The organism is Streptomyces sp. NPDC090077 (assembly GCF_044747545.1).
Taxonomy (GTDB): Bacteria; Actinomycetota; Actinomycetes; order Streptomycetales; family Streptomycetaceae; genus Streptomyces.
Genome location: NZ_JBIVEG010000001.1, coordinates 736,751 through 759,370 on the forward strand (window position 1 = coordinate 736,751; position 22,620 = coordinate 759,370).

The window sequence follows — 22,620 nt, forward strand, 5'->3', positions numbered from 1 at the left end:
ACGGCGTAAGTTACAGCCGTGGGCGACAGACGGCGGGACAGGACCGGAGAACATGACGAGGACGAGCGGGCCGACGGCGGTCACCGATGCGGGCGGGACGATGGCGGCCGTCGTGCAGGAGCACTACGGCGCCGGACCCGAGGGGGTGCTGCTCCCGGCGCGGCTCGCCCGCCCCGGCGCGGGACCGGGCCAGGTGCTGGTGCGCGTGCGCGCCTCCAGCGTGGACCGGGGCACCTGGCACCTGATGGCCGGCCTGCCGTACGCGGTCCGGCCCGTGAGCGGGCTGCGAAGACCGAAGCTCCCCAACCCCGGCCGCAACATCGCCGGCGTCGTCGAGTCGGTCGGCTCCGGCGTGACCGGGTTCGCTCCCGGCGACGAGGTCTACGGCACGGCCCCCGCCGCGTTCGCCGAGTACGCGGTCGCCCGCCCCGACCGGATCGCCCCCAAGCCCGCCGGACTCACCTTCGAGGAGGCGGCGACGCTGCCCGTCAGCGCGCTCACGGCACTCCAGGCCGTCCGCGACAAGGGCCGGGTGCGGGAAGGTCAGGACGTCCTGATCACGGGAGCCTCGGGCGGCGTGGGCAGCTTCGCCGTCCAGCTCGCCCACGCCGCCGGCGCCCGGGTCACGGCCGTCGCGAGCACCTCGAAGCTGGAGGCCGTACGGGCGCTGGGCGCGGACCACGTGGTCGACTACACCCGCGAGGACTACCTCGCCGGCTCCCGGCGGTACGACGTGGTCATCGACATCGCGGGCAACTCCGGCCTGCGCCGCCTGTGCCGGGCCCTCACTCCGCGCGGCCGGCTGGTCATCACCGGCGGTGAGACCGACGGCCGCTGGCTCGGCGGCACCGACCGGCAGCTCCGCGCACAGCTGCTGTCCCCGTTCAGCGGACGGCACCTGGGCACCTTCATCGCCTCCGAGCACGCCGACGGGCTGCGCGACCTGACCGCCCTGGTCGACCGGGGCGCGCTCACTCCCGTCGTGGACCGCGTCTACCCGCTCGGCGACACCGCCACGGCCGTCCGTGACCTCCTCGACGGCCGCGTCACGGGCAAGCTGGCGATCACCGTGCCGCTCTAGGGCGGGCCGGTGAGGGTCAGGGGGCCGACTCGGCCGGGTCCGCCACCAGGCCCGTGAAGTCGGCCTCGTTGCGCTCGGCCCGGCCCACGTACCAGCGGGCGATCAGCCACATCGCCGGGTACGCCACCAGGCCGAGCGCGACCCACACCAGCGGGCCCGCAGCCGCCCGGGGCAGCAGGAAGCCCAGCGGCAGCAGCCCGAGCAGGAGGGCCAGCACGGCCAGCGCGCCCAACCCCGCGCGCAGCTGGCTGCGCATCAGGGCCCGTACGTAGGTGGCGCCGAGGCTGGTCTGCTCGGAGATCTCCGAGCGGGCCGGGGTGTGCGCGGGCGGACGGCGGCGGGCGGCGCGCGGGACGCCGGTCACGATCTCCCGCCGGGGCGGCGGCTGCTGCTCGGCCATGGTGCGGGAGTCTACGCAGGGGCCGGGCTACTTGAGGAGGCGGGAGAGCCTGCGGTCCGCGAGGGGCCTGCCCCCGGTCTGGCACGTCGGGCAGTACTGGAGCGAGGAGTCGGCGAAGGACACCGAACGGACGGTGTCCCCGCACACGGGGCAGGGCTCGCCGTCCCGGCCGTGCACCCGCAGGCCGCTCTTCTTCTCGGCCTTCAGGTCCTGGGCCGCCAGCCCGCGGGCCCGCTCCACCGCGGCCCGCAGGGTCTCGCGCACGGCCCCGTACAGGTGGGTGACCTGCTCCTCGTCGAAGGAGGCGGCCAGTTTGAAGGGCGAGACCCGCGCGGCGTGCAGGATCTCGTCGCTGTACGCGTTGCCGATCCCGGCGATCACGCTCTGGTCGCGGAGCACGCCCTTGATCTGCCTGCGCTCCGCGGCCAGCAGCGCGGCGAAGGCGTCCCTGCCGAAGCCGTCGGCGAGCGGGTCGGGACCGAGCCGGGCGATGCCCGGCACCTCCCGGGGGTCGTGCACGACGTACACGGCGAGGCGCTTCTGCGTGCCCGCCTCGGTGAGGTCGAAGCCGCCGCCGCCCTCCAGTACGAGGCGCAGTGCGAGCGGGCCCTTCCCCGGGCGGGGCGGCTGTGCGGGGAACTCCTCGCGCCAGCGGAGCCAGCCGGCCCGGGCCAGGTGGGTGACGAGGTGGAGCCCGCCGATGCGCAGGGCGAGGAACTTGCCGTACCGGGCCACGGGTCCGGCGGGCCGCCCTTCGAGGGCGGTGGGGGGAGGGTCGTAGGTCTTGAGCACGCTGACCGCGAGCGGGAGGACGCGGGCGACCACCCGCCCGGCGAGGTGCTCGTCGAGGAACTCCCTCAGGGCCTCGACCTCCGGCAGCTCGGGCACCCTCCCAGCCTGCCGCCCCGGCCCGCGGCCCGCGACCGGAACCCGGGCGCGGGGCGTGCCCGGGTCCGGCCGTTCAGCCCATCACGAACTCGCACCACACGCACTTGCCGCCGCCCCGGGGCTCGACGCCCCAGACGTCCGCCAGCCGGTCCACGAGCATCAGGCCCCGCCCCGACACCCCCGCCTCCCCCGCCTCGCGGCGGCGCGGGAGGGCGCTGGAGCGGTCCTCCACCTCCACCCGCAGCCGGCGTTCCGGGCCGGTCAGGACGCGCAGGGTCACGATCGCCGGGCCGTCGGTGTGCATCAGGGCGTTCACGATCAGCTCGTCCGCGACCAGCTCGATCTCGTCGGCCCGCTCCCGCGCACCCCAGGAGCGGACGGCCGCGCCGATCATGTGCCGGGCGGCGACGAGCGCCTCGGGGTCCCCGGGGGCCACGTGCTGCCGGAGCCGGCCGCCGCCGGGCCGGGTCTCCTCGCCCTGGCGGCGGAGCAGCAGCAGGGCCATGTCGTCGTCGCCGCCCCGGTCGTCGACGACCTCGCACAGCCGGTCGGCGAGCCGCTGGAGGTCGGCCGGGCCGCCGCGGACCAGGGAGGTCAGCAGGCTGACGCCGTCGTCGAGGTCGGCGCCGGGCTGTTCCACCAGCCCGTCGGTACACAGCACGAGCGTTTCGCCCGGGTCCAGCTCCACGGTGGTCACCGGGTACTCCAGCCGCCCGAACTCCGCCGACAGGCCGAGCGGCATCCCGCCCTCCACCGGCAGCCTGCGGCACTCCCCGTCGCGGGTGCGCAGGAGCGGGTCGATGTGCCCGGCGCGGACCAGCTGGAGGACGCCGGTGGAGAGGTCGGCCTCCACGTAGGTGCAGGTCGCGAAGCGGTCGGTGTCCAGCTCGTGCAGGAACAGGGAGGCCCGGGCCATGACGGTGCCCGGGGAGTGGCCCTCGGCGGCGTACGCGCGCAGCACGATGCGCAGCTGGCCCATCACGGCCGCGGCGTGGGTGTCGTGGCCCTGGACGTCGCCGATGACGGCGCCGACCCGGCCGCCGGGCAGCGGGATGACGTCGTACCAGTCGCCGCCGATGTCCTGGCCCATCCGGGCGGACCGGTAGCGGACGGCGATCTGGGCCCCGGGGACCTCCGGGATCCGGCGGGGCAGCATGGCCTGCTGGAGGCCTTCGGCGAGGTCGTGCTCCTGTTCCAGCAGCATGGCGCGCTGGAGGCTCTGGGCGATGCTGCTGCCCAGGGCGACGAGCAGGTTCCGCTCGTCCTGGGTGAAGCCGTCCTTGTCCTGGTAGAGCAGCCCGATCGCGCCGATCGGGCGGGCCTGGGCGATCAGCGGCAGGTAGGCGGCGGCCGATATCCGCATGGAGGAGATCTTCGACCAGAGGTCGGGGTAGCCCTCGGCGAACTCCTCGGCGGAGTCGAGGAAGCGGGGCTGGAGGGAGCGGACGACCTCGCTCATCGGGTACTGCTCGTCGACGCGGGTGTAGCGGGTGCCGGGGACGAAGCTGTCGGCGGGGCCCTCGGCGACCAGGTGGATCCGGCCTGCCTCGACGAGGCCCATCACCATGCCCATGGAGCCGAGCCGTTCCAGGCCGTGGGCGTCGCCGATGACGTCGATGACGTCGCGTACGGTCCGGGCGTGCGCGAGGGCGGCGGTGGTGCTCTCGACCACGGTGGTCTGGCGCCGGCGCTCCTCGTCGAGGCCGAGGCGTTCGGCGGAGTGGCTGAGTTCCTCGGTCGCGTCGCGGACGATCCCGATGACCCGGTACGGGCGGCCGTCGGGGTCGCGCATGACGCGGCCCTGGGTGTGGGTCCAGCGCAGGGTCCCGTCGCGGCAGCGGACGCGGAAGTACGCGCCGTAGGTGTCGACGCCGCTCTTGAGGGCGCTGGAGACGAGGGCGTCCAGCCGGGCGGACTCGGCGGGCGGAACGCGCGGGGACAGCGATCCCGGCCGTCCGTCGTACTCGTCCGGGGTCGTGTCGAAGACGTCGAGGGCCGCCGCGTCCATGTGCATGAGCCCGGTGACCAGGTCCCAGTCGAAACTGCCCATCCGGTTCAGTGACAGGGAACGGTCCGCGTGTGCGGGCCAGTCCTCCGGCAGCGATACGGTGCTCGGCACCGGTCCACCATGACACAGCGCCGCGTCAGGCGCTCTCCAGGTACGGGGACTCGTCGCCGGCCTGCTGCCCGTCGGGGAAGCCGTCCGGGGCGGCGGGATCGGCCGCGTCCGGGGGCAGGGCGGGGTCGCCGCCGGTGCCCGGGCCGTCGTCCGGGGTGTAGGTCAGGCCGGGGTCGGACGGGGCGGGGTCGGACGGGGCGGCGGGGTCCGGCAGGTCGCGCGGGAGGTCGCCGTTCGCGTCGGGCGGGGTGGCGGCGGGGCCGTCGGACGGGGGCAGGGCGCCGCGGGGGGCGTCCTGCGGGGAGGCGGGGGCGCTCGGGACCTTGGCTGTGGCCGAGGGGCAGGGGCTGGGAGCGGGCGCGGGGGCTGCGGCGTCCGGGCCCACGGGGTCCGCGGCCTGCGGACCGGCGGCGCCGGGGGCGGACGGGACGGCGGGCGGCGCCTGCGGGTCCAGGCCGGGCGGGGGGATCAGGTCCGAGGCGGGCGGCTCCCCCGCGTCCGGGGCGTCGGGCGCGAGGGCCTCGGGGCCGGGGAGCGGGGGCGCGGCCGGGTCCGGGGCGGGGTGGACGTCCGGGTCCGGGGCGGGGTGGACGTCCGGGTCGGCGGCCGGGGGGCCGGCCGGCGGGGTCGGGGGGCCGGCCGGCGGCGGGGAGGAGGGCGGGGTGGTCCGGGCCGGGGCGTCCGCCTCCGTGCCGGCGCAGGGGTCGTCGGCCGGGGTGGCGGGGGCGTTGGGGATGCCGTCGGCCGGGTCGTAGGGGGGAACGGCCCTGGGGGGCTTGTCCTGGGCGCCGTCATCGCCCGCCTTGCGCTCGATCCAGGTGTTGTCGGCGATGTTGACGATGACCAGCCGCTTGATGATCTGGACGGTCGGCTCGATCACGATGACCTGGTTGGGCTGGTAGCCGTTCCACTGGTCCCCCTTGAGCACCGGGTTCCCCTTGGCGGAGCGCGGTGCGCCGAGGGGGTTGCCGCAGCCGCAGCGCACCCGGGGCATGCCGTGGTCGTCGACGAGCACGGCCGTCCCGGCCTGGAGCACCGACTGGTAGCCGTCGGCGCGGCCGTCGCGGAACCCGTGGTTGGTGACGCGGGTGTCGGCGCGCAGCACCACGGGGGTGAGGGCGCGCAGGAAGTCGGGGATCTTCTCCTGTTCGATCCCGGCGGCGTCGGCGAAGGAGCGGGCCTTGGCGGCGTCGGAGGTGAGGAAGGCGACCTGGCGTTCCACGTCGCAGCTGCCGAGCCGGTTGGTGCCGCCGTAGAGGCCGGGGGTGGCGGCGCCGACCGTACGGACGCCGCGTCCGCTCGTGTTGGGCAGCGGGGGCTGGAGGGGGGCCGACTCGGCGGTGGCGGAGGAGGGGGTGAAGGGGTCGGGCCCGGCCGCTCCGACGGGCTGGAGGGTGAGTTCCAGGCTTTCGGGGACCGGGCCCTTGGTCTGTTCGGGGGCGGCTCCGGAGCAGCCGGCGGCGATCAGGCCGAGGACCGTCAAGAGGGCCGTACGGGCGGGCACGTGACGGCGCGGTGCCTGACGGCGCGCTGCCTGACGGGACGTCGGTGCGGGCACGTCGTTCAGGTCGTCGTTCACACTGCTCTCCCTTTTCGCCCCGGTTGCTCCCTCTTGTCTGCCGCATGTCCCGGGGTACCGCAACCGGAGCGCCGGACCGGCCCCGGCCGCCTCCGAGGGGCCGGGCGGGCCCCGGCCGGCCTCTTGAACGCGTTCGGGAAGACGCACCTGCGCGCCCCGGCCGGTCCCGGCCGATACTGGAGGGGATGGACTGGTTCACCGCGCCCGGCTACTGGCTGGGGCGGCTGGTCTTCCAGCGGGCCCTGGCCGGTGTCTACGTCTTCGCCTTCGTCGGGGCCGCCCTGCAGTTCCGGGCGCTGATCGGGGCGCACGGCATGCTGCCCGTCCCGCGGTACGTGCGGTACGTGCCCTTCCGGCGCGCTCCCAGCCTGTTCCAACTGCGCTACTCCGACCGGCTGTTCGCCTGCTGCGCCTGGGGCGGGGCGGCCGTGGCCGCGGCGCTGGCCGCCGGGGTGGGGGACCTGGTGCCGCTGGGCGCCGCCATGGGGATGTGGGCGCTGCTGTGGCTGCTGTACCTCTCCATCGTCAACGTGGGCCAGACCTGGTACTCGTTCGGCTGGGAGTCCCTGCTGCTGGAGGTCGGCTTCCTCGCCGTCTTCCTCGGCAACGCCCGGACCGGGCCGCCGGTACTGGTGCTGTGGCTGCTGCGGTGGGTGCTGTTCCGGGTGGAGTTCGGCGCCGGGCTGATCAAGATCCGGGGCGACGCCTGCTGGCGCGGGCTGACCTGCCTCTACTACCACCACGAGACCCAGCCGATGCCGAACCCGCTGAGCTGGTTCTTCCACCACCTGCCGAAGCCGCTGCACCGGGTGGAGTGCGCGGCGAACCACGTCACCCAACTGCTGGTCCCGGTGCTGCTGTTCACCCCGCAGCCGGTGGCCTCGTACGCGGCCGGGATCATGGTGGCCACCCAGCTGTGGCTGGTGCTGTCCGGGAACTTCGCCTGGCTGAACTGGCTGACGATCGCCCTCGCGCTCTCGGCGGTGGACTTCACGGGGGTCGCCGGCCCGCCGCCCGCCGCCGCCTCCCGCGGCGCGCCGGTCTGGTACGCGGTCCTGGTGTGCGCGGTGACCGTGCTGGTGCTGGCGCTGAGCCGGCACCCGGTGGCCAACCTGGTGTCGCGCCGCCAGGTGATGAACCGGTCCTTCGACCCCCTGCACCTGGTGAACACCTACGGGGCCTTCGGCACCGTCGGCCGGTTCCGCGACGAGGTGGTCGTCGAGGGCACCGCGGACCGCGTCCCCCGCGAGGACGGGGACTGGCGCGCGTACGGCTTCAAGGGCAAACCGGGCGACCTCCGGCGGCTCCCGCGCCAGTTCGCCCCCTACCACCTGCGGCTCGACTGGCTGATGTGGTTCGCGGCCCTCTCCCCCGGCTACGCGCGGGACTGGTTCGGGCCGTTCACGGAGCGGCTGCTGGCGGGCGACCGGGACACGCTGCGGCTGATCGGCCGCAATCCGTTCCCGGACGCCCCGCCGCGGTTCGTGCGCGCCCGGCTGTACCGCTACCGGTTCACCACCTGGCGGGAGCTGCGCGAGACGGGCGCCTGGTGGCACCGGCGGCTGCTGCGCGAGTACCTGCCGCCGACCCGCCTCGCGGAGGCCGCCCCCTCAGAGCCCGAGTAGGGCCGCCTCCCGTTCCGCGGAGATCCCCTTCTCCGGGACGTCGGGGCGCATCGGGGCGGTGCCGCCGATCGAGCGGAGCCAGGCCCAGGTGTCGGCGACGGTCTCCTCGACCGGCCGGCAGACCAGGCCCGCCGCCAGGGCCCTGGTGACGTCGCTGGCGAACATGTAGTCGTGCAGCTCGCCCTCCGGGATCCAGACCGGCAGTTCCGTCCAGGGTGCGATGCCGGCCTCCTCGATCGCGGCCGCGCCGGTCCAGCGCAGCTCGGGCGTACCGCCGGTGGCGGCGGCGCAGGCGTCCAGGAGGGTGCCCATGGTGGCGTGGCCGGACGGGGAGACCAGGTCGTAGGGGCCGCCGAGGCCGGCCGCGGCGGCGTCGAGGGTCCAGCGCGCGAGGTCGCGCACGTCGATGTACTGGAGCGGCAGGTCACGGGGGCCGGGTGCGAGCATCGGGCCGCCCCGGGCCGCGCGGTTCAGCCACCAGGCCAGCCTGCCGACGTTCTCGTACGGGCCGAGGATCAGCCCGGCGCGGACGAGGAGGGCGCGGTCGCCGAAGGCGTCGAGGGCGGCGAGCTCGGCGCCCCGCTTGTCCTCGGCGTAGGCGGTGGAGCCGGCGTCGGGCGAGCCGTCGACCACCGGACCGTCCTCGGTGAGGCCGGCGGGGGCGGGGTAGGCGTACACGGAGCGGCTGGAGACGTACGCGTAGCGGCCGGCCCGGTCCGCGAGCAGCCGGGCGCTGTCGCGGACGGCGGTGGGGGCGCCGCCCCAGGTGTCGACGACCAGGTCCCACTCCCCCTCGGCGAGGGCGGCGAGCCCGCCGGGGGCGGTGCGGTCGCCGTGCAGGACCGCCGCCCCGGCCGGGGGCGCGTGGTGCCCCCGGTGGAAGACGGTGACCTGCCAGCCCCGGTCCAGGGCGGCCTCGGTGATCGTGCGGCCGACGAATTCGGTCCCGCCCAGCATCAGAAGTCTCATGCGCCCGACCCTGCCGGGACCGGCGGGGTCGCGGAAGGGCTGATCGCCCACGGCGATGACGCTGACGGCGTAGGGGGTCCGGGAACCTTCCGGCGGGGGCCGCCGCACGTGCCGCGCCCCCGTCGCCGTGGGGCGCGGGGGGCGCGGGTCCGCTCTTCGGGTCGGCGGCCCGTGGGCCGCGCCGGCGGCGTCAGTCGATGCCGGGCAGGATGTGCGGCTCGGCGAGGTCGTCCTCGTAGCCGGCCAGCCGGATGGGTGCGGAGCGGGCCCAGACCTCCAGGCTGCCGAGTTCGTCGGACCGCGTGCTCGGCCCCCGTCCCGTGAGCTCCAGAGTCGGGTCGGTCTTCTTGGTCTCAGTCACCGCGCACTCCCTTGTGTCGCGTAACCCGGCGGGCGGGACCGCGCGCCGGATAGGGGGATTCAGAGGTTCGTCCGGACGCGGTGGCGCCTTGGTGGAGCGGGTGCCCGGGTGGGGGCTCCTTGCGCCTTAGGGTACACATATGAGCGGGGGTCCGCTCGATGGAACGGTAAAATCCGCGCTGGACCGCTTGTTTTCGCCCCGAGTTCAGGAAGTCGTACGTCGGCGTGTCCGCCGGGGCTGATCTGCTCGTCGGCGGTGGCGCGTGCGCGCGGACGACGGAGGGAGCCGTTGTGGCTATGTCGGGGTTGCCCACGATCGACAGTGTCGACGAGCTGATGGAACTCCTGCACGCGCACCGGGGCGGCCGGGGGCTCCAGACGGCGGCCCTGCTCCGCCGCTCGCACCCCTTCGACAAGGAGCTCCAAGTGGCCGGGCTGGTCCACTTCCTGGGCCCGGTGCTGTCGGCCCAGGGGGGTGACGCGGCCGAGGCGGTCCGCCCCCTGCTGGGCGACCGGGTGGCCCGTCTGACGAGGCCGGAGGGGCCGGACGCCGCCGGGGACGCGGCGGCCGAGGCACTGCACCACGCGGTCCGCTCGGGCGGCAGTTCCGGGCTGGACGCCGGAGTGGTGGAGGACTGGCGGCCGCTGCTGGAACTGGTCGCGGCCGGGGCCTACGGAAGGCAGGGCACGGTTCGCCCGTACGAGTGAGGGGCCGGCCGTCCCGGCGGGACGGCCGGCCCCTCGGGAGCCGCTCTTACCAGTTGGCGGGGGCGTAGTCCTTCAGGAAGACCCCGTAGAGGTCCTCGCCCGCCTCGCCCCGGACGACCGGGTCGTAGACGCGGGCGGCACCGTCGACCAGGTCGAGGGGGGCGTGGAAGCCCTCCTCGGCGAGGCGCAGCTTGTCGAAGTGCGGGCGCTCGTCGGTGATCCAGCCGGTGTCGACCGAGGTCATCAGGATGCGGTCGGTCTGGAACATCTCCTGGCCGCTGGTCCGCGTCACCATGTTCATCGCGGCCTTGGCGGCGTTGGTGTTCGGGTGTCCCGCGCCCTTGTAGCCGCGGCTGAAGACGCCCTCCATCGCGGAGACGTTGACGACGTACGCGCGCCCGCTGGCGGCCTTGCGGGCGGCCTCGGCCATCGACGGTCGCAGCGCGCTGATCAGGATGAACGGCGAGGTGTAGTTGCACAGCTGGGTTTCCAGCAGCTCGACCGGGGTGATCTGGTCGATGGTCTGCACCCAGGTGTTGGACTCGACGACGTCGGGCAGCAGGCCGCCCGCGTCGATGGCGGTGCCGGCGAGGTGCCGCTCCAGGCTGGCGTTGCCCGCGACCAGGGCGAGGTCGGCGACCTTCTGTGCCTCCAGCCCGCTGACGCCGACGGGCAGCGCCGCCAGGCCGTCGACCGCACCCGAATTGAAGGCGCCGATGACGTGGTGGGCGGGCAGCTCGCCGGCCGGCAGCGGGGCGCCCTCCCCCTCGACCAGCGCGGCGTACGCGGTGGGGAGGCGGCGCACGGTCTGGGTCGCGTTGTTGATCAGGATGTCGAGCGGGCCCGCCCCGGCCACCTGCTCGGCGAGCGCCACGGACTGGGCCGGGTCGCGCAGGTCGATGCCGACGACCTCCAGGCGGTGCATCCAGTCCGCCGAGTCCTCCATCGCCTTGAAGCGGCGGATGGCGTCCTTGGGGAAGCGGGTGGTGATCGTGGTGTGCGCGCCGTCGCGCAGCAGGCGCAGCGCGATGTACATGCCGATCTTGGCCCGGCCGCCGGTGAGCAGCGCGCGCTTGCCGGTGAGGTCCGCGCGGGCCTCGCGCCGGGTCCGGTTCTCGACGGCGCAGTCCGGGCAGAGCTGGTGGTAGAAGTAGTCGACCTCGACGTACCGCGTCTTGCAGACGTAGCAGGAGCGCGGGCGCTGGAGTATCCCGGCGATCCGGCCGGCCTCGGTGACGGAGCTGGGCAGGATGCCCTCGGTCTCGTCGTCGATGCGTTCGGCGGAGCCGGTCGCGGTCGCCTCGGTGACGGCCTTGTCGTTGGCGGTCTTGGCGGCGCGGCGCTCCTGGCGGCGGCGCTGCTTCACCGTGCGGTAGATGCCGGCGGTGGCGCGGCGTACGGTGATGGCGTCGGGATGGTCGACGTCGATCTTGTCGAGTTCGTCGAGCACGCTGAGGCAGACGGCGAGGCGCTCGGGGTCGATGCCCGGCCCGTATGCGTGGTTGTCTTCGGTCACCGTCATGGCCGCTGCCGTTCCCTGTTCGCTCGTCCGCGTCCGCCTGCTGCGGAAGTCCCCAAAACGGAAACTGTACGGATCCGACACGCCCGGGACCAAACCCGTTCCCGCCCGCCTCACGGACCGCGAGGGGCCTGTCACGGTATGGAGGGGATCAAGGCCCTTCGTCCCCCGGGGGCGGCTTGCGCGTACTCCCGCTGGTGTATGCCAGGAGGACGACTCGGACCGCGATCAAGGGGTCTGCGGGCGGATGAACGGCGCGCCCCTTTGGGGCATGGTGGATCTCATGAGTGCCCTGGCCCTGTCGGTTCTGCTCTGCCTGGTCTCCGCCGTCGCGTACGCGGGCGGCGCGATCGTCCAGGAACACGTGGCGGCGAGCTCGCCGGACCGCCCCTACGCACCGGTGCGCCGCGCGGGCTGGTGGGCGGCCGTCGCGCTGAACGGCCTCGGTGCGCTGCTGCACGTGGTGGCGCTGGCGTACGGGCCGCTGAGCCTGGTGCAGCCGCTGGGTGCGCTGACCATCGTCTTCGCGCTGCCGATGGCGGCCGTGTGCGTACACCGCCGGGCGGGCGTGGCCGCCTGGCGCGGGGCGCTGCTGGCGACGGCGGGCCTGGCGGGGCTGCTGGCCCTGACGGGCGGGGAGGGCGCGGGGCGGCAGGCCCTGGCGGGCGGTGAGCGGAGCCTGCTGCTGACGGTGACGGCGGCCGGGGTGGCGGTGCTGGTCCTGGCGGCGGGGCGGATGCGCCGGACGGTGCTGCGCAGCGTGCTGCTGGCCGCGGCGGCCGGTACGGCCTTCGGGATGGGGTCGGTGTTCACCAAGTCGGTGGCCGAGGCCTTCACTCCCGGCTCGCTCGGCTCCCTGGGTCCGGACCTGGCGGCGATCGCGGTACTGGCGGCGGGCGGGCTGCTGCTGTCGCAGGCGGCCTACCGGGGAGCGGGCCTGACCGCGCCGCTGGCCACGGTGACGGTGGTCAACCCGGTGGTCGCGGCGGCGGTCGGGATCTCGCTGTTCGAGGAGGGCTTCCGGTACGGGACTGCGGGGGCCGTCGCGGCGCTGGCGAGCGGCGCACTGGCGGCGGCCGGCCTGGTCCTGCTCACGGCCGTGCCGCCGCACGTGCGGGGGTCAGATCCCTCGGACCTCCCGGATCCCTCGCGTTCCCCGGATCCCTCAGATGCCGACGCCCTTGTTCCGGAGGTACTTCAGCGGGTCGATGTCGGAGCCGTAGCCGGGGGCGGAGCGCATCTCGAAGTGGAGGTGCGGGCCGCTGGAGTTGCCGGTCGAGCCGGAGCGGCCGATCCGCTGGCCGCCGGAGACCTGCTGGCCGGCCTTGACGCCGAGCGCGGACAGGTGGGCGTACTGGGAGTAGCGGCCGTCGGTGTGCTTGATGACGACCTGGTAGCCGTAGGCACCCGCCCAGCCGGCCGACTCGACCGTGCCGGGTCCGACGGACTTGACGCTGGTGCCGGTCGGCACCGGGAAGTCGACGCCCGTGTGGTACCCGCTGGACCAGGAGGATCCCGCGACGCGGTAGGCGGTGCCGATCCCGGCGTCGACGGGGGCGGTGAAGGCGCCGCCGCCCGAGGCGGGCTTCTGCTCCGCTGACACGGGCTTGCCGGCGGGCTTCGAGGCCGGCTCGGGCTTGGGCTTCTCGGCGGGCTTGGACTGCTCGGGCTGGGGCTTGGGCTTCTCGGCCGGCTTGGACTGCTCCGGCTTGGGCTGTTCGGGCTTGGGCTGTTCCGGCTTCTGCTGCTCCGGTTGCGGAGCGGCCGGTTCCACGGGCTTGACCGGCTCGGCGGTGCGCGGCGGCTTCTCGGGGTTCTGGGCGGGCGGGGCGGTGGTGACCCTGAGGGTGAGCCGCTGGCCCGGGAAGATCAGGTTGGGGTTGGCCCCGACGGTGGACCGGTTCGTCTCGTACAGGGCCTGCCAGCCGCCCTCCACGTGCTGGTCGGAGGCGATCGTCGAGAGGGAGTCCCCGGGGGCGACCACGTACGGGTTCGGCAGGACGGTGGTGCCGGTCGGCCGGGGCATGGTGACGGGGGTCGGGGTGGTGGCCTTGGTCGCCCGCACCTGGTCCTGGTGGGCCTGCCCCGAGGGCTTCGCGGCGGGTTCGGGCGAGGGCTTGGCGGCGGGCTTGGCGGCCGGCTTGGCCGCTGCGGCGGCCGTCGGCTTCGCGGGGGCCTTGGTGTCGAGGACCGGGGCCGGACCACTGCGGCTGAGCCCGGCCTGGGGGCCGCAGGCGGGCCAGGCCCGGGGGCCCTGCCCCTTCAGCACCTTCTCGGCGACCGCGATCTGCTGGGCCTTGGTGGCGAGGTCGGCGCGCGGGGCGTAGGCGGTGCCGCCGAATTCGCGCCAGGTGCTCTGGCTGAACTGGAGGCCGCCGTAGTAGCCGTTGCCGGTGTTGATCTGCCAGTTGTTGGTGGATTCGCAGGCGGCGACCTTGTTCCAGGTGTCCACGGAAGCGGCCTGCGCGTCCGTGGCACCGATGAGGGGGAGCGCGATCCCGGCGCCACCTGCGGTGACGACGAGCGAGGCCCGGTTGATGCTGCTCGGCTGGTACCGGCGGTGCCGGCCCCGTCGTACACCCATAAGAGCCCCCTAAAAGACATCAGGACCGCACAACCTAACGGCGGCCCGATGCAGGGACAAGGGCGACAACCAGCCGTAGGGCGGCCTGAGTTGACGATCCCACAACTCCGCGCCGGGGTCCCCCGATTCCACGGATCCACCCCTGACCCCCCGTCCGTCACGTCCCCTTTTCTGGTGACATCAAGGGGTATTGCACCTGCCTGAGGACGCTGCGGATCATCGTTCCGGCCGCAGCCGGGTCCGTCAGCTCAGCGGACCCGGCTGCGGGATCGGCGCGGGACCGGGCGGCGGAGGCACGGGGTCGGGCTCGGGGAACGGCGGCGGCACGGGGGGCACGGGATGCGGCACGGGCCCGGGGTCCGGCAGCGGCGGGAACGGCTCGGGGGCCGGCTCGGGCTCGGGGACGGGCGGCTGCGTCTGGTCAAGGTTTCGCACCATAACGACCACCTTCCCCCGATCTCACCCGGTACGCCCCCCGGCGAGCGCGGCGGCCAGCCCCGGCGCCGGACTGGCCAGCACGGGTACCCGGGTCCGCACCAGCCCGGCGGCCCCGGCCATCGAGGCCTGCGCCAGCACGATGACGTCGGCACCGGCGACGCCGTCGGCAGCGGCCGCCACGGCGCGCAGGTACCCGCCCCCGTCCCCGGCCTCGAAGAGCTCCCACGCCCCGGGGACCACCTGCCCCCGCACCTGCCGGCCCCCCTCCTCCAGGAGCAGGTCCCGGGTCGGCCCCAGGGTCGACTCCAGCGCGGCCAGGACGACGACCCGCGGCCCCGTCCGCACGGCCAGGGCGGCCATCGGCCGGTCCACCCGCAGCACGGGGAACCCGAGCTCGGGGGCGAGCGACTCGGCGACGCCCCCGAGGGTGGAGCAGGTGACCAGGACGGGCCCCGTGAGCCCCGACAGCACCTCCCGCACCTCGGCCCGCACACCCTCCGGCCCCAGCTCCCGGGCCCGTTCCAGCAGCCCGGGCCGCACCACGTGCCGCAGCACGGCACCGGGGTGCTCCCGCTCGGCGAGGGCGTCGAACACGGGCACGTGCACGGGGGAGGTGTGCAGCAGCGTCAGCCCGTTCACCAGAGGTCGGCGTCCTGCTCCAGCTGCGCCCTGGCGGCCTCGACGACGGCGGCCGGGGCCGCGGGCGCCCGATCGGGGTGCTTCGCGGCCCAGGCGGCGGCGTAGGGGCAGAGCGGCACGACGGGCACCCCCTCGGCCGCCGCCATCCCGTAGAACCCCTTCACGAGGTCCCCGCCGATGCCCCGCCCGTCGTGCCCCGGCTCGACGACGGTGTGCACCGCCACCAGGGCGCGGGGCTCCGCGGCGAGCACGAAGTACGCGATGAACCCGACCACCCTGCGGTCCTCGACGGCCAGCAGCCGTCCGGCCTTGCGCTCGTCCACCAGCTCGATCGCCACGGTCCCGCTCCCTCGGCTCAGGCAGCCACCGAACGGGGGCTGCGCTCCTGGTCCGTACCCGGCACGGGCGCGGAGGGATCCGCACCCAGCTCCACGATCCGGTTGTCCCCGTCGACGTGCACCACGCGCGGCTTCAGCGCCCGCGCCTCGGCGTCCTCGACCTGCGCGTAGCTGATCAGGATCACCAGGTCCCCGGGGTGCACGAGGTGCGCGGCGGCCCCGTTGATCCCGATCACCCCGGACCCGCGCTCCCCCTCGATGACGTACGTCTCCAGCCGGGCCCCGTTGGTGATGTCCACGATGTGGACGAGCTCCCCGGGCAGCAGGTCGGCGGCGTCGAGCAGATCCGCGTCGATGGTCACGGACCCGACGTAGTGCAGGTCGGCCTGCGTCACGGTGGCCCGGTGGATCTTGGACTTGAACATGGTGCGAAGCAATGCGAGCTCCTAGAAGACGGCTCCCTGCCTGCTTTCTGCAGGTCAAGGGCATTCCGCACTCTACACCGCTAGGCTTTTGGATCGGAGATCTTAAGGAAAATCGACTGCCTCTGACGAGAAGGCTCCTGGCCTGCACTTCCGTGGGCTCCAGGCCGTTGCGAAGCAGCAGACCAGGCTTGGCATCGGCCAGCCTCTTCGGAATGGGGGGGGACCGATGCTGACTTATCTGACGGCACATCACGCAGACGTGCCGATCCCCCAGCGGCCGACCGCCAGGGCCCCGCAGGACCGGTCCCTGTGCCCGCCTCCCCCTCAACCCGTACGAGCATCCCCGGCGTCTTCACCGCGGGCGACGTCGTCGACCACACCTACAACCAAGCCGCACCGCAGCCGGTTCGGGCTGCGCAGCGGCCCTGCACGCCGGGCGCTACCTCCCCACCATGAGCGACGGCAACACGAAGGTCGGCATGGCGCAGGTCAACGCCTGACTGGCTGCCCCCCGGGGGTGGGGGCGACAGCGACGATGTGCGCGCTTACGCCCGTCATGCGCCCCTGATCCTGGTGGCCGAGGATGCCAAACTCATGGGATTCGACGGCCAAGGCCATGCTCGGCGTCCAACAGCTCTACTAACCCCCGCCCCGAGCCCCCGGGATTCCACCCGACGGTGGAATCCCGGGGGCCGTTCGGCTACATCTCCTCGATTTCCTGCAGGACGTGCCATCCGAAGCGGAGGAAGTAGCGCTTCCCATCCTTCGGGTTCAGTACGTCATAGGTCTCGTAGGGAAGCCAGAGCGTGAGTTCCTTGACGTCCTCGTACTGCGCAAGGACCTCATCCTTGAGCCAGGTCCACGGCGTGGGCTGGCCAGTGGGTGACTCGCTTCCGGGGGCTCGGACGAACCAGAGCCGCATGAAGAAATCCCATGCCGGATGGTATTCGACTTCGAGTTCACAGTCCGGCCAGAGCGGGAATTTGTAACGCTCGACGAGCCCATTCTGTTCCTGATGGGTCCGAACGTCTCTCAGGATGTCCCGTGTCCGGCCTGCGGACCCGGCAGGCATCTGAATGACTGACCGGATGCGTTCCGCGTCTTGTTCCATCCGTTCCTGGGAGCATCCGACCCCCCTCAGAGCCGCGTCCAGTGCTTCCGGCAGCGGCCTCATCGTCTCGAGCAGATAGAGCTGGTATTCGGCCGGGCCCAAGTCGCCTTGACTCATTTTCGTTTCCTTCGGGTGCATTGCATATGAACGTCAGGGCCCGTCTGGCCGCAGATCCCACTTTCCGTTGATGGGAGGCATCCATGATCTCTTGCGGGCGAGGACAGCCCCTTCGGGAGTCACTTCAAACCATGCCTTGACGGTCGGAAGCGTCGGCAGGATGACAACGTTCCCGTTCGGGAGGGGGTCCTCGAAGAAGGGGGGCATCGCATCGCTGAACGCCCGCTTGGCAGCAGCGTGGGCTGTCAGAGCTGCATTCTTCTGTCCCATCCCCAGGCCGGTCACGGTCTCGGAGATGTGATTCAGCTGCCCGCTGCCCTTGGGGACGTTGGCCCTGACGTAATCACCGATCTGCTGCCCCACGTCCAGGGGGTTGCACGGGAGTTCGTCCTGGTTGTGCACCAGCACCGCGGTGTCACCGGCCAGCACGTAGTACGTGTGGAGGTCGTTGACCGTGAGGTCATACGCCGGTGCCAGGCCGGTCCAGTGGCGGATCTGGGCGATCTGCGCGGTGCCACCCTCAGGGGTGCGGAGGGTGTCCTGCGCGGTCAGATCGGCCGCGTTCTTCCACTTCTTCTCGTTCTCGCGCCCTGCCGGATTGAGGGGTAGGGGCTGGTGGTGCTGAGCTGCAGGACCTTCTCCCGGGCCTCTTCCTGTTCCGCCTTGCGCCAGCCATTGCGCAGGTATTCCAGGACGACGGCATCCGAGCCGGCCAGCGCGTCGGCGGCGGCCTGCTGGGCCCACGGGCCGCGGAGCTTGAAGGCGTCCAGCGCCGGTCGGCGCCCCTTGGCAGCCGTGACCTTGACGTCCACGTCGGGCTTCGCGGCCTCGGCGGCCAGAGCAGTCGCGGTCGAGTCCAGGGCACGTGCCTGGAGGGCGACCGCCGCCGTCTTGGAGATCAGACGCTCGTTCTGGGCCTTCTCCGACCGGGCGCGCTCCAGGGCGGCCTCGCCCCGGGCGGACAGTTCCTCCGTTTCGATGTCCAGCGCGATCTGGTGAACCTTCTTGGCGGTGTCGACGGCCGTCGTCGCCGCGTCGGCCGCCTGCCGGGCGGCTTCGGCCTGCCTACGGGAATCGACTGCCGCATTGGAGGCCTGCCCCGCGTTCTTCGCCGCCAACTCAGCCGCATCCGCCGCCCTCTCGGCATGGCCCGCGGCGGAGTTCGCCGCGTCCCGCGCCTCGAAAGCAGCCTCGGCCGAACGGCGCGCGAGCGCGCCGGCGTTGTTCGCGGCACGGTTGGCGGCGTTCGCATGCCGGCGTGCCTCCGCCGCGGCACTGCTTGCCTCCGCCGAATGCGCGCCCGCCGCGTCCGCGTAGCCGTTGGCCGCCTCAGCCGCATCCGCAGTCGCATTGGCGTTCGCGCTCGCGCTCCGCGAAGCGTCGGCCGCGCCGGTCCGGGTCCGGGCGCGAAGAACGGCCACAGCACCGGAGGAATCCCCCTGCGGCGCTCGAAATTGTGAGTTCCTCATACTCGCGCAGGACAGCCGTGCGCCGCTTCGCCTGGCCTGGAAGCCGACGCGCTACAGCGGGTGGACGCACACCTACAGCAGGGTCGGTCACGTTCGAGTCCTCTCGCCCAGCGAAACACTCCTGCCGACGCTAGGAACCCTGAGATCGAACTGCTGTCGAAATAGCGTTCGCTTCACCTGAACGAAGGAGACGAAGCTGCCGCCGCCATACTCTGCGCCGTCGTCGGGTGGATGACTGCAACCGTGTCGTCGGCGAGGGCGGCCTGGCGCAGCCTCAACGACGTCGGGCTCCACGCGGCAGAGGCCCTCACGCCGCGCCGACACGCCCCTGCGCCAGCGACATGCGCGACCGCCGGCTGGCGTGCCTCCGTGAGCAGCTCAAGGGGCTGATGCTGACCGTTTGCTGACCAAAGCCCCGCCGCCACGCCGCTGACCTGCGGAAACGTTCAGATGTCAGATGTAGGACTTGAACATGGTGCGGAGCATGCGGAAACTCCCGGTTCGTCTGCTCCCTGCCCGCTTACCGCAGGTCAAGGGCGTTCGCCGCACCCTACAACGATTCGCGCGGCCGGCAGCAGGGGTCCGGGGCCCCGGGGTCGCGGGTCAGCGGAAGATCGCCATGGCCTGGACCTCCAGGACCGCGTCCTCCGCGTTCCAGTCCTGGACCTTGCCCAGGCAGCGGGCGGAGAAGGGGCCCCGCGGGACCTCGTTGCGCAGTCCCTCCGTGGCGCAGGTCACCCGGACGCGGGGGCCTCGGGCCGGGTCCTCGGGGTCTCCGTACGGTGCGAGGAAGACGGTGCCGTCCGGGGTGTCGCCGATCCTGCGGAACCGGCCCCGGACGAGCACGAAGTCCTCGATGTCCCGCAGCCGTACGTCGCGCGCCCGGCCGGGCCCGGGGGCGGCGGCGAGCGCCTTCGCCAGGGCCTTGTTGCGCAGGACCGTCCGGGTGACGAGGTCGACGTGGACGATCACGTCCTTCTCCTCCAGCACGTCCATGACCAGGCCGATCACCGATATCGGCTCGGCGACCTCCAGGTACCTGCTGACGACCTCGCGGTTCTCCCGCCGGCCCGCGTCCGCCCCGACCCCGAAGACCTTGGTCCGGATCGTGCCGTCCTTGCTGTCGCTGGTCCGCTGCTCGACCTCGCGGCGCAGCGCGGCCGCGTACCCGCGCATCTGGTAGTGGTCCATGACGGACTTCTCGTGCAGGTAGAAGCAGATGCTGTACGTGAGGTCCCGGCCGGCGGAGCGGCGGCCGCCGGTGAACCAGGACACGGCGAGCACCAGGAGCGTGAGCGCGCCGCCCGCCGTCAGCAGCCACACGAGCATCCAGGGCCACCAGACGCCCCACCATTCCTCACTCAGTACAGCCACGGGTCTCCTTGAAGGCGTTCAGCAGGGACTGGGCGGTGGCGTCGACCATCCGGCCGCCGGTGGCCCGCGCCGCGCGGTCGAGTTCCCGGGGGTCGGCGTCGCCGTAGCGGACGGTGTAGGTGTGGACGGCCCGGGCCGCCGGGGGCAGCGCGCGGTAGCGGTCGAGGAAGGCGTCGAGCCCGGTCCCGGCGTTGTTCTCGCCGTCCGTCATGAGGACGACGGAGGCCTCCTGCCCGGGAATGTCCCGGACCAGTTCGGCCGCCCGGCCGTAGGCGTGGTCGAGTGCGGACCACACGGCGGTGTCCGCCGCGAAGTCGTCGGCGGCGACGGCCCGCCGGAGCAGGTCCAGGTCGGCCGGCGTGCGGTAGGTGAGGGTGCGTTCGTCCAGGACCCGGCCGGCGAAGCGGATCACCGTGAACGACTCGCCCCGGTGGAACCTGAGGAACTTGCCCGACCGGGAGTCGTCCGCGCCGCTGAGCCCCGCGAAGGTGGCGCGGAGCGCGGCGATGCGCTCGCCCGCCATGGACGTGGAGAAGTCGAGGACGAAGAACACCCGCGCGGGCGGGGCGCCCGCGGCCTTCGCGTAGTCGGCGAGCAGCCGGTCGAGCACCTCCTGCCGGTCGGGGAAGTAGAGGGCGTTGCCGATGGGCGGGCGCAGGGCCTCGATCCGGGGGACGGCGGGGTCGACGGGCCGGCGCAGCGTCCGTTCCATGATCTTCTTCTGTACCGGGCCGCTCTTCAGCCAGGCCGTGAGCCGGTCGTACGCGGCGCGCTTGGCCGGGTCGAGGAGCAGCAGGGGGTAGTCGGCGAGGACCATGCCGTCCGCGGGGTGGACGATCTCCAGGGGCTCGCGCAGCCGGCCGCCGGCGTTGAGCGCGAGGAGGTCGGACTCGTAGGTGACGAGGGCGTCCAGCTCGCCCTGGCGGCGTACGAACCCGTCGGCGAGGGCGGCCGGGGAGTCCTCGGTGAGGCGGTGTCCGGTGAAGAACCCGCGGAGCCGTTCGCAGGAGACGTCCTCGGGCCGCAGGGCGGAGCCCGTCCCCGCGGCGGCCGTCGCGACGCCGACGAGCGCGGCCAGGCCGCTGTCGGTGTGCCGCGGGTCGGCCATCCCGAAGGCGAGGGAGCCGTCGGCGGCGGCGTCGGCCACGTCGGCCCAGGAGATCCGGCCGTCGGGCGTGCGCTGCCGCAGCCGCTCGGCGGCGGCCCGCTTGAGCCCGATCGCCACCGGGGAGCGCATGATGCTGGTGGCGAGCGGGGTCTCGGTGCGGCCTCCGGCGGCCTTCAGCCGCAGCTGGAGGGGGCGTTCGGAGGCGAGCCAGGCGAGGTCGTGGCCGGGGCCGGGGCCGGTGAGCGTCCGGAGCACCTCGTCGGTGCCGCGGTGGTCCAGCTCCAGGGTGATCCCGGTGTCCCGCCGGAGGTCGTCCCACAGGGGTGCCATGTCCCGGAGTTCCGCATCGGCCAGCACCCGCAGGGTGGTCGGCCGGTCCCCGTGCGCCGTGCAGCCCGTGCCGGCGAGCAGCCAGAGGAGGCCCAGGCACAGGGCGAGCAGTCCGGCCGTCCGGCTGCGGCCGCTCACCCGGGCGGCCCGCCCGCCACGTCGGCGACGGGGCAGTCGCCGATCCGGGCGATCATCCGCTCCAGGTAGCGGATGCGGGGCATGGGGGCACGGGTGTCGTTGCCGGTCACCGAGGGCACGGGGATGTGCCGGTCCTCCAGGAACCGGGTGAGCTGGTCGCCCGCCACCTCTCCCGCCGGGTCGAGGATCCGGAAGCCCAGCTCCATCGCCCGGCGCCGCAACCCGGGGTCGTGGGTGAGGAGTTCGCCGAGCCGGTCGCCGTCCCGGTTCAGCGCGATGAACTCCGGCTGGGTGACGAACTGGGTGGACGGGTAGAGCAGCACCCGCCCCGCGTCCAGCTGCTGCGTCTCGGCCCGGACCTGGGTCTGGTAGGTGAGGTACTGGTGCTCGTACGCCACGACGAGCGGGGCGATCCCCTTGCCCTCCGGCGAGATGTAGGTGCGGAACACGTCGGAGGCGGGCAGGCCCTGCTCCATGAGGGGCCCGATGGCGTCGGCGCGGGCGTCGGCTTCCTGGTCGGTCGAGGGGACCTCGGCGCCGTTGCCGCGCCAGGTGTAGGAGACCAGGGCCAGGTAGGTGCCGGCGGAGTTGGACCCGCAGACGTCCGGGGACTGGACGACGATCCGGTTGTCGTTCGCGATCCCGTGGGCCCGGATGCCCAGGTCGTTCCAGCGCTTGCCCTCGTTGACGCGGAGGAGGAACTCGCGCATGTCGAGGACGTAGTAGAGCGGGTGGGCCGGGTCGCCGCCGGCGGCGGAACCGGGCTGCGGGGTGGCGATCCCGGCGGCGCGCAGCGTCTCGGCGTACTCCCGGTAGGTGGCGAGCACGATCGGGCTCACGAACGGGCGGTGCACCTTGGCGTACTTGCCCTCCGCGGCGAGCCTGTTCGTGATCAGGTCGCCCGCGGGCTGGCCGGAGGGGAAGACGAAGTCGTACCCGGACAGGTCACGGACGGCGACCTCGCGCGATCCGGCGCTGGTGATGTGCAGGCGTATGTGGTGGCGCAGGAGGATGCGCCGGACTTCGGGGTCCTCGAAGTAGTCCCGCTTGGAGGCCATCCGGCCTTCCAGGGTGACGATCCGCTCGGCCGGCAGGCCCGCGTTCCCCGAGGTGGCCAGCAGCCCGCCGCCGATCAGCACGGCCGCCAGGGCGGGTGCCAGGACGGCCGTGAGCCTGCGTCTCGGCCACCGGGAGGACACCGGCGGCCCGACGGCCAGGCGCGGTTCCTCGACGACGCGTAACTCCCCGCCCATCGGTACGCTCCCCCCTCGGCGGTTCTCCGCCGCACCGCCGGGAGCGTA

Annotated in this window: 21 protein-coding genes and 2 pseudogenes; 5 read left to right on the forward strand and 18 right to left on the reverse strand. The window is 73.5% G+C overall.

Going from position 1 to position 22,620, the window contains the following annotated elements; all coding sequences use genetic code 11:
- Positions 1 to 52: 52 nt before the first annotated feature.
- Complete coding sequence (locus ACIPW5_RS03225) at positions 53 to 1,081, forward strand: NAD(P)-dependent alcohol dehydrogenase (protein WP_401239588.1); 1,029 nt, start codon at positions 53 to 55, stop codon at positions 1,079 to 1,081.
- 16 nt (positions 1,082 to 1,097) lie between these two features.
- On the opposite strand, the gene ACIPW5_RS03230 is transcribed toward ACIPW5_RS03225, so the two are convergent.
- The 4 genes from ACIPW5_RS03230 to ACIPW5_RS03245 all read right to left on the reverse strand — a co-directional run bounded on the left by ACIPW5_RS03230 (position 1,098) and on the right by ACIPW5_RS03245 (position 6,067).
- On the reverse strand, positions 1,098 to 1,481 hold the full coding sequence (locus ACIPW5_RS03230; RefSeq protein WP_401239590.1) for a hypothetical protein: 384 nt from the start codon (positions 1,479 to 1,481) through the stop codon (positions 1,098 to 1,100).
- A 27-nt stretch (positions 1,482 to 1,508) separates the two neighbouring features.
- Complete coding sequence (locus ACIPW5_RS03235) at positions 1,509 to 2,369, reverse strand: Fpg/Nei family DNA glycosylase (protein ID WP_401239593.1); 861 nt, start codon at positions 2,367 to 2,369, stop codon at positions 1,509 to 1,511.
- Positions 2,370 to 2,442: 73 nt separating this feature from the next.
- Complete coding sequence (locus tag ACIPW5_RS03240; RefSeq protein WP_401240083.1) at positions 2,443 to 4,506, reverse strand: SpoIIE family protein phosphatase; 2,064 nt, start codon at positions 4,504 to 4,506, stop codon at positions 2,443 to 2,445.
- Positions 4,507 to 4,513: 7 nt separating this feature from the next.
- Positions 4,514 to 6,067: a DUF6777 domain-containing protein gene (locus ACIPW5_RS03245; protein ID WP_401239596.1), complete on the reverse strand. Its 1,554-nt coding sequence runs from the start codon at positions 6,065 to 6,067 to the stop codon at positions 4,514 to 4,516.
- Between the two features lie 185 nt (positions 6,068 to 6,252).
- Between ACIPW5_RS03245 and ACIPW5_RS03250 the strand changes: the two genes are divergently transcribed.
- Positions 6,253 to 7,692 carry a lipase maturation factor family protein gene (locus ACIPW5_RS03250; protein ID WP_401239598.1) on the forward strand — a complete coding sequence of 480 codons (1,440 nt, stop codon included), beginning with the start codon at positions 6,253 to 6,255 and terminating at the stop codon, positions 7,690 to 7,692.
- Here ACIPW5_RS03250 and ACIPW5_RS03255 read toward each other — a convergent pair.
- Both ACIPW5_RS03255 and ACIPW5_RS03260 read right to left on the reverse strand, forming a co-directional pair.
- Positions 7,678 to 8,661 carry an NAD-dependent epimerase/dehydratase family protein gene (locus ACIPW5_RS03255; protein ID WP_401239601.1) on the reverse strand — a complete coding sequence of 328 codons (984 nt, stop codon included), beginning with the start codon at positions 8,659 to 8,661 and terminating at the stop codon, positions 7,678 to 7,680. The genes ACIPW5_RS03250 and ACIPW5_RS03255 overlap by 15 nt on opposite strands.
- A 190-nt stretch (positions 8,662 to 8,851) precedes the next feature.
- A complete protein-coding gene (locus tag ACIPW5_RS03260) occupies positions 8,852 to 9,022 on the reverse strand; it encodes a hypothetical protein (protein WP_401240124.1) in 171 nt (56 codons plus the stop codon).
- Positions 9,023 to 9,318: 296 nt separating this feature from the next.
- On the opposite strand from ACIPW5_RS03260, the gene ACIPW5_RS03265 reads away from it, so the two are divergent.
- Positions 9,319 to 9,729 carry a hypothetical protein gene (locus ACIPW5_RS03265; RefSeq protein WP_401239604.1) on the forward strand — a complete coding sequence of 137 codons (411 nt, stop codon included), beginning with the start codon at positions 9,319 to 9,321 and terminating at the stop codon, positions 9,727 to 9,729.
- A 46-nt stretch (positions 9,730 to 9,775) separates the two neighbouring features.
- Here the strand turns inward: ACIPW5_RS03265 and ACIPW5_RS03270 are convergent, their stop codons facing one another.
- Positions 9,776 to 11,251: an SDR family NAD(P)-dependent oxidoreductase gene (locus ACIPW5_RS03270; protein WP_401239607.1), complete on the reverse strand. Its 1,476-nt coding sequence runs from the start codon at positions 11,249 to 11,251 to the stop codon at positions 9,776 to 9,778.
- A 280-nt stretch (positions 11,252 to 11,531) separates the two neighbouring features.
- On the opposite strand from ACIPW5_RS03270, the pseudogene ACIPW5_RS03275 reads away from it, so the two are divergent.
- Positions 11,532 to 12,257: pseudogene (locus tag ACIPW5_RS03275) on the forward strand (DMT family transporter); the annotation flags it as partial.
- A gap of 156 nt (positions 12,258 to 12,413) precedes the next feature.
- On the opposite strand, the gene ACIPW5_RS03280 reads toward ACIPW5_RS03275, so the two are convergent.
- The 5 genes from ACIPW5_RS03280 to panD all read right to left on the reverse strand — a co-directional run bounded on the left by ACIPW5_RS03280 (position 12,414) and on the right by panD (position 15,684).
- Complete coding sequence (locus ACIPW5_RS03280; protein WP_401239609.1) at positions 12,414 to 13,832, reverse strand: transglycosylase family protein; 1,419 nt, start codon at positions 13,830 to 13,832, stop codon at positions 12,414 to 12,416.
- A 243-nt stretch (positions 13,833 to 14,075) separates the two neighbouring features.
- Positions 14,076 to 14,270: a hypothetical protein gene (locus ACIPW5_RS03285; protein ID WP_401239612.1), complete on the reverse strand. Its 195-nt coding sequence runs from the start codon at positions 14,268 to 14,270 to the stop codon at positions 14,076 to 14,078.
- Positions 14,271 to 14,291: 21 nt separating this feature from the next.
- The gene (locus ACIPW5_RS03290; protein ID WP_401240086.1) at positions 14,292 to 14,912 is read right to left on the reverse strand and encodes an arylsulfatase; all 621 of its coding nucleotides are present in this window, start codon (positions 14,910 to 14,912) and stop codon (positions 14,292 to 14,294) included.
- Positions 14,906 to 15,247: a GNAT family N-acetyltransferase gene (locus tag ACIPW5_RS03295; protein ID WP_401239615.1), complete on the reverse strand. Its 342-nt coding sequence runs from the start codon at positions 15,245 to 15,247 to the stop codon at positions 14,906 to 14,908. Before ACIPW5_RS03295 ends, ACIPW5_RS03290 begins: the two co-directional genes overlap by 7 nt.
- Before the next feature lie 17 nt (positions 15,248 to 15,264).
- Positions 15,265 to 15,684 (reverse strand): aspartate 1-decarboxylase, encoded by a 420-nt coding sequence (gene panD, locus ACIPW5_RS03300; RefSeq protein WP_401239618.1) that lies wholly within the window; start codon positions 15,682 to 15,684, stop codon positions 15,265 to 15,267.
- A gap of 303 nt (positions 15,685 to 15,987) precedes the next feature.
- Between panD and ACIPW5_RS03305 the strand changes: the two are divergent.
- Positions 15,988 to 16,172: pseudogene (locus tag ACIPW5_RS03305) on the forward strand (thioredoxin-disulfide reductase); the annotation flags it as partial.
- A gap of 200 nt (positions 16,173 to 16,372) precedes the next feature.
- Here the strand turns inward: ACIPW5_RS03305 and ACIPW5_RS03310 are convergent.
- From ACIPW5_RS03310 to ACIPW5_RS03335, 6 genes are all read right to left on the reverse strand, one after another.
- Positions 16,373 to 16,900 (reverse strand): hypothetical protein, encoded by a 528-nt coding sequence (locus ACIPW5_RS03310; protein WP_401239620.1) that lies wholly within the window; start codon positions 16,898 to 16,900, stop codon positions 16,373 to 16,375.
- 33 nt (positions 16,901 to 16,933) lie between these two features.
- Positions 16,934 to 17,452: a hypothetical protein gene (locus ACIPW5_RS03315; RefSeq protein ID WP_401240089.1), complete on the reverse strand. Its 519-nt coding sequence runs from the start codon at positions 17,450 to 17,452 to the stop codon at positions 16,934 to 16,936.
- Complete coding sequence (locus ACIPW5_RS03320; RefSeq protein WP_401239622.1) at positions 17,449 to 18,321, reverse strand: hypothetical protein; 873 nt, start codon at positions 18,319 to 18,321, stop codon at positions 17,449 to 17,451. The genes ACIPW5_RS03315 and ACIPW5_RS03320 overlap by 4 nt, the downstream gene beginning before the upstream one ends.
- A 651-nt stretch (positions 18,322 to 18,972) precedes the next feature.
- The gene (locus ACIPW5_RS03325) at positions 18,973 to 19,743 is read right to left on the reverse strand and encodes a hypothetical protein (protein ID WP_401239625.1); all 771 of its coding nucleotides are present in this window, start codon (positions 19,741 to 19,743) and stop codon (positions 18,973 to 18,975) included.
- The gene (locus ACIPW5_RS03330) at positions 19,727 to 21,319 is read right to left on the reverse strand and encodes a substrate-binding domain-containing protein (protein ID WP_401239628.1); all 1,593 of its coding nucleotides are present in this window, start codon (positions 21,317 to 21,319) and stop codon (positions 19,727 to 19,729) included. Before ACIPW5_RS03330 ends, ACIPW5_RS03325 begins: the two co-directional genes overlap by 17 nt.
- Positions 21,316 to 22,572: a hypothetical protein gene (locus tag ACIPW5_RS03335; RefSeq protein ID WP_401239630.1), complete on the reverse strand. Its 1,257-nt coding sequence runs from the start codon at positions 22,570 to 22,572 to the stop codon at positions 21,316 to 21,318. Before ACIPW5_RS03335 ends, ACIPW5_RS03330 begins: the two co-directional genes overlap by 4 nt.
- Positions 22,573 to 22,620 lie beyond the last annotated feature (48 nt).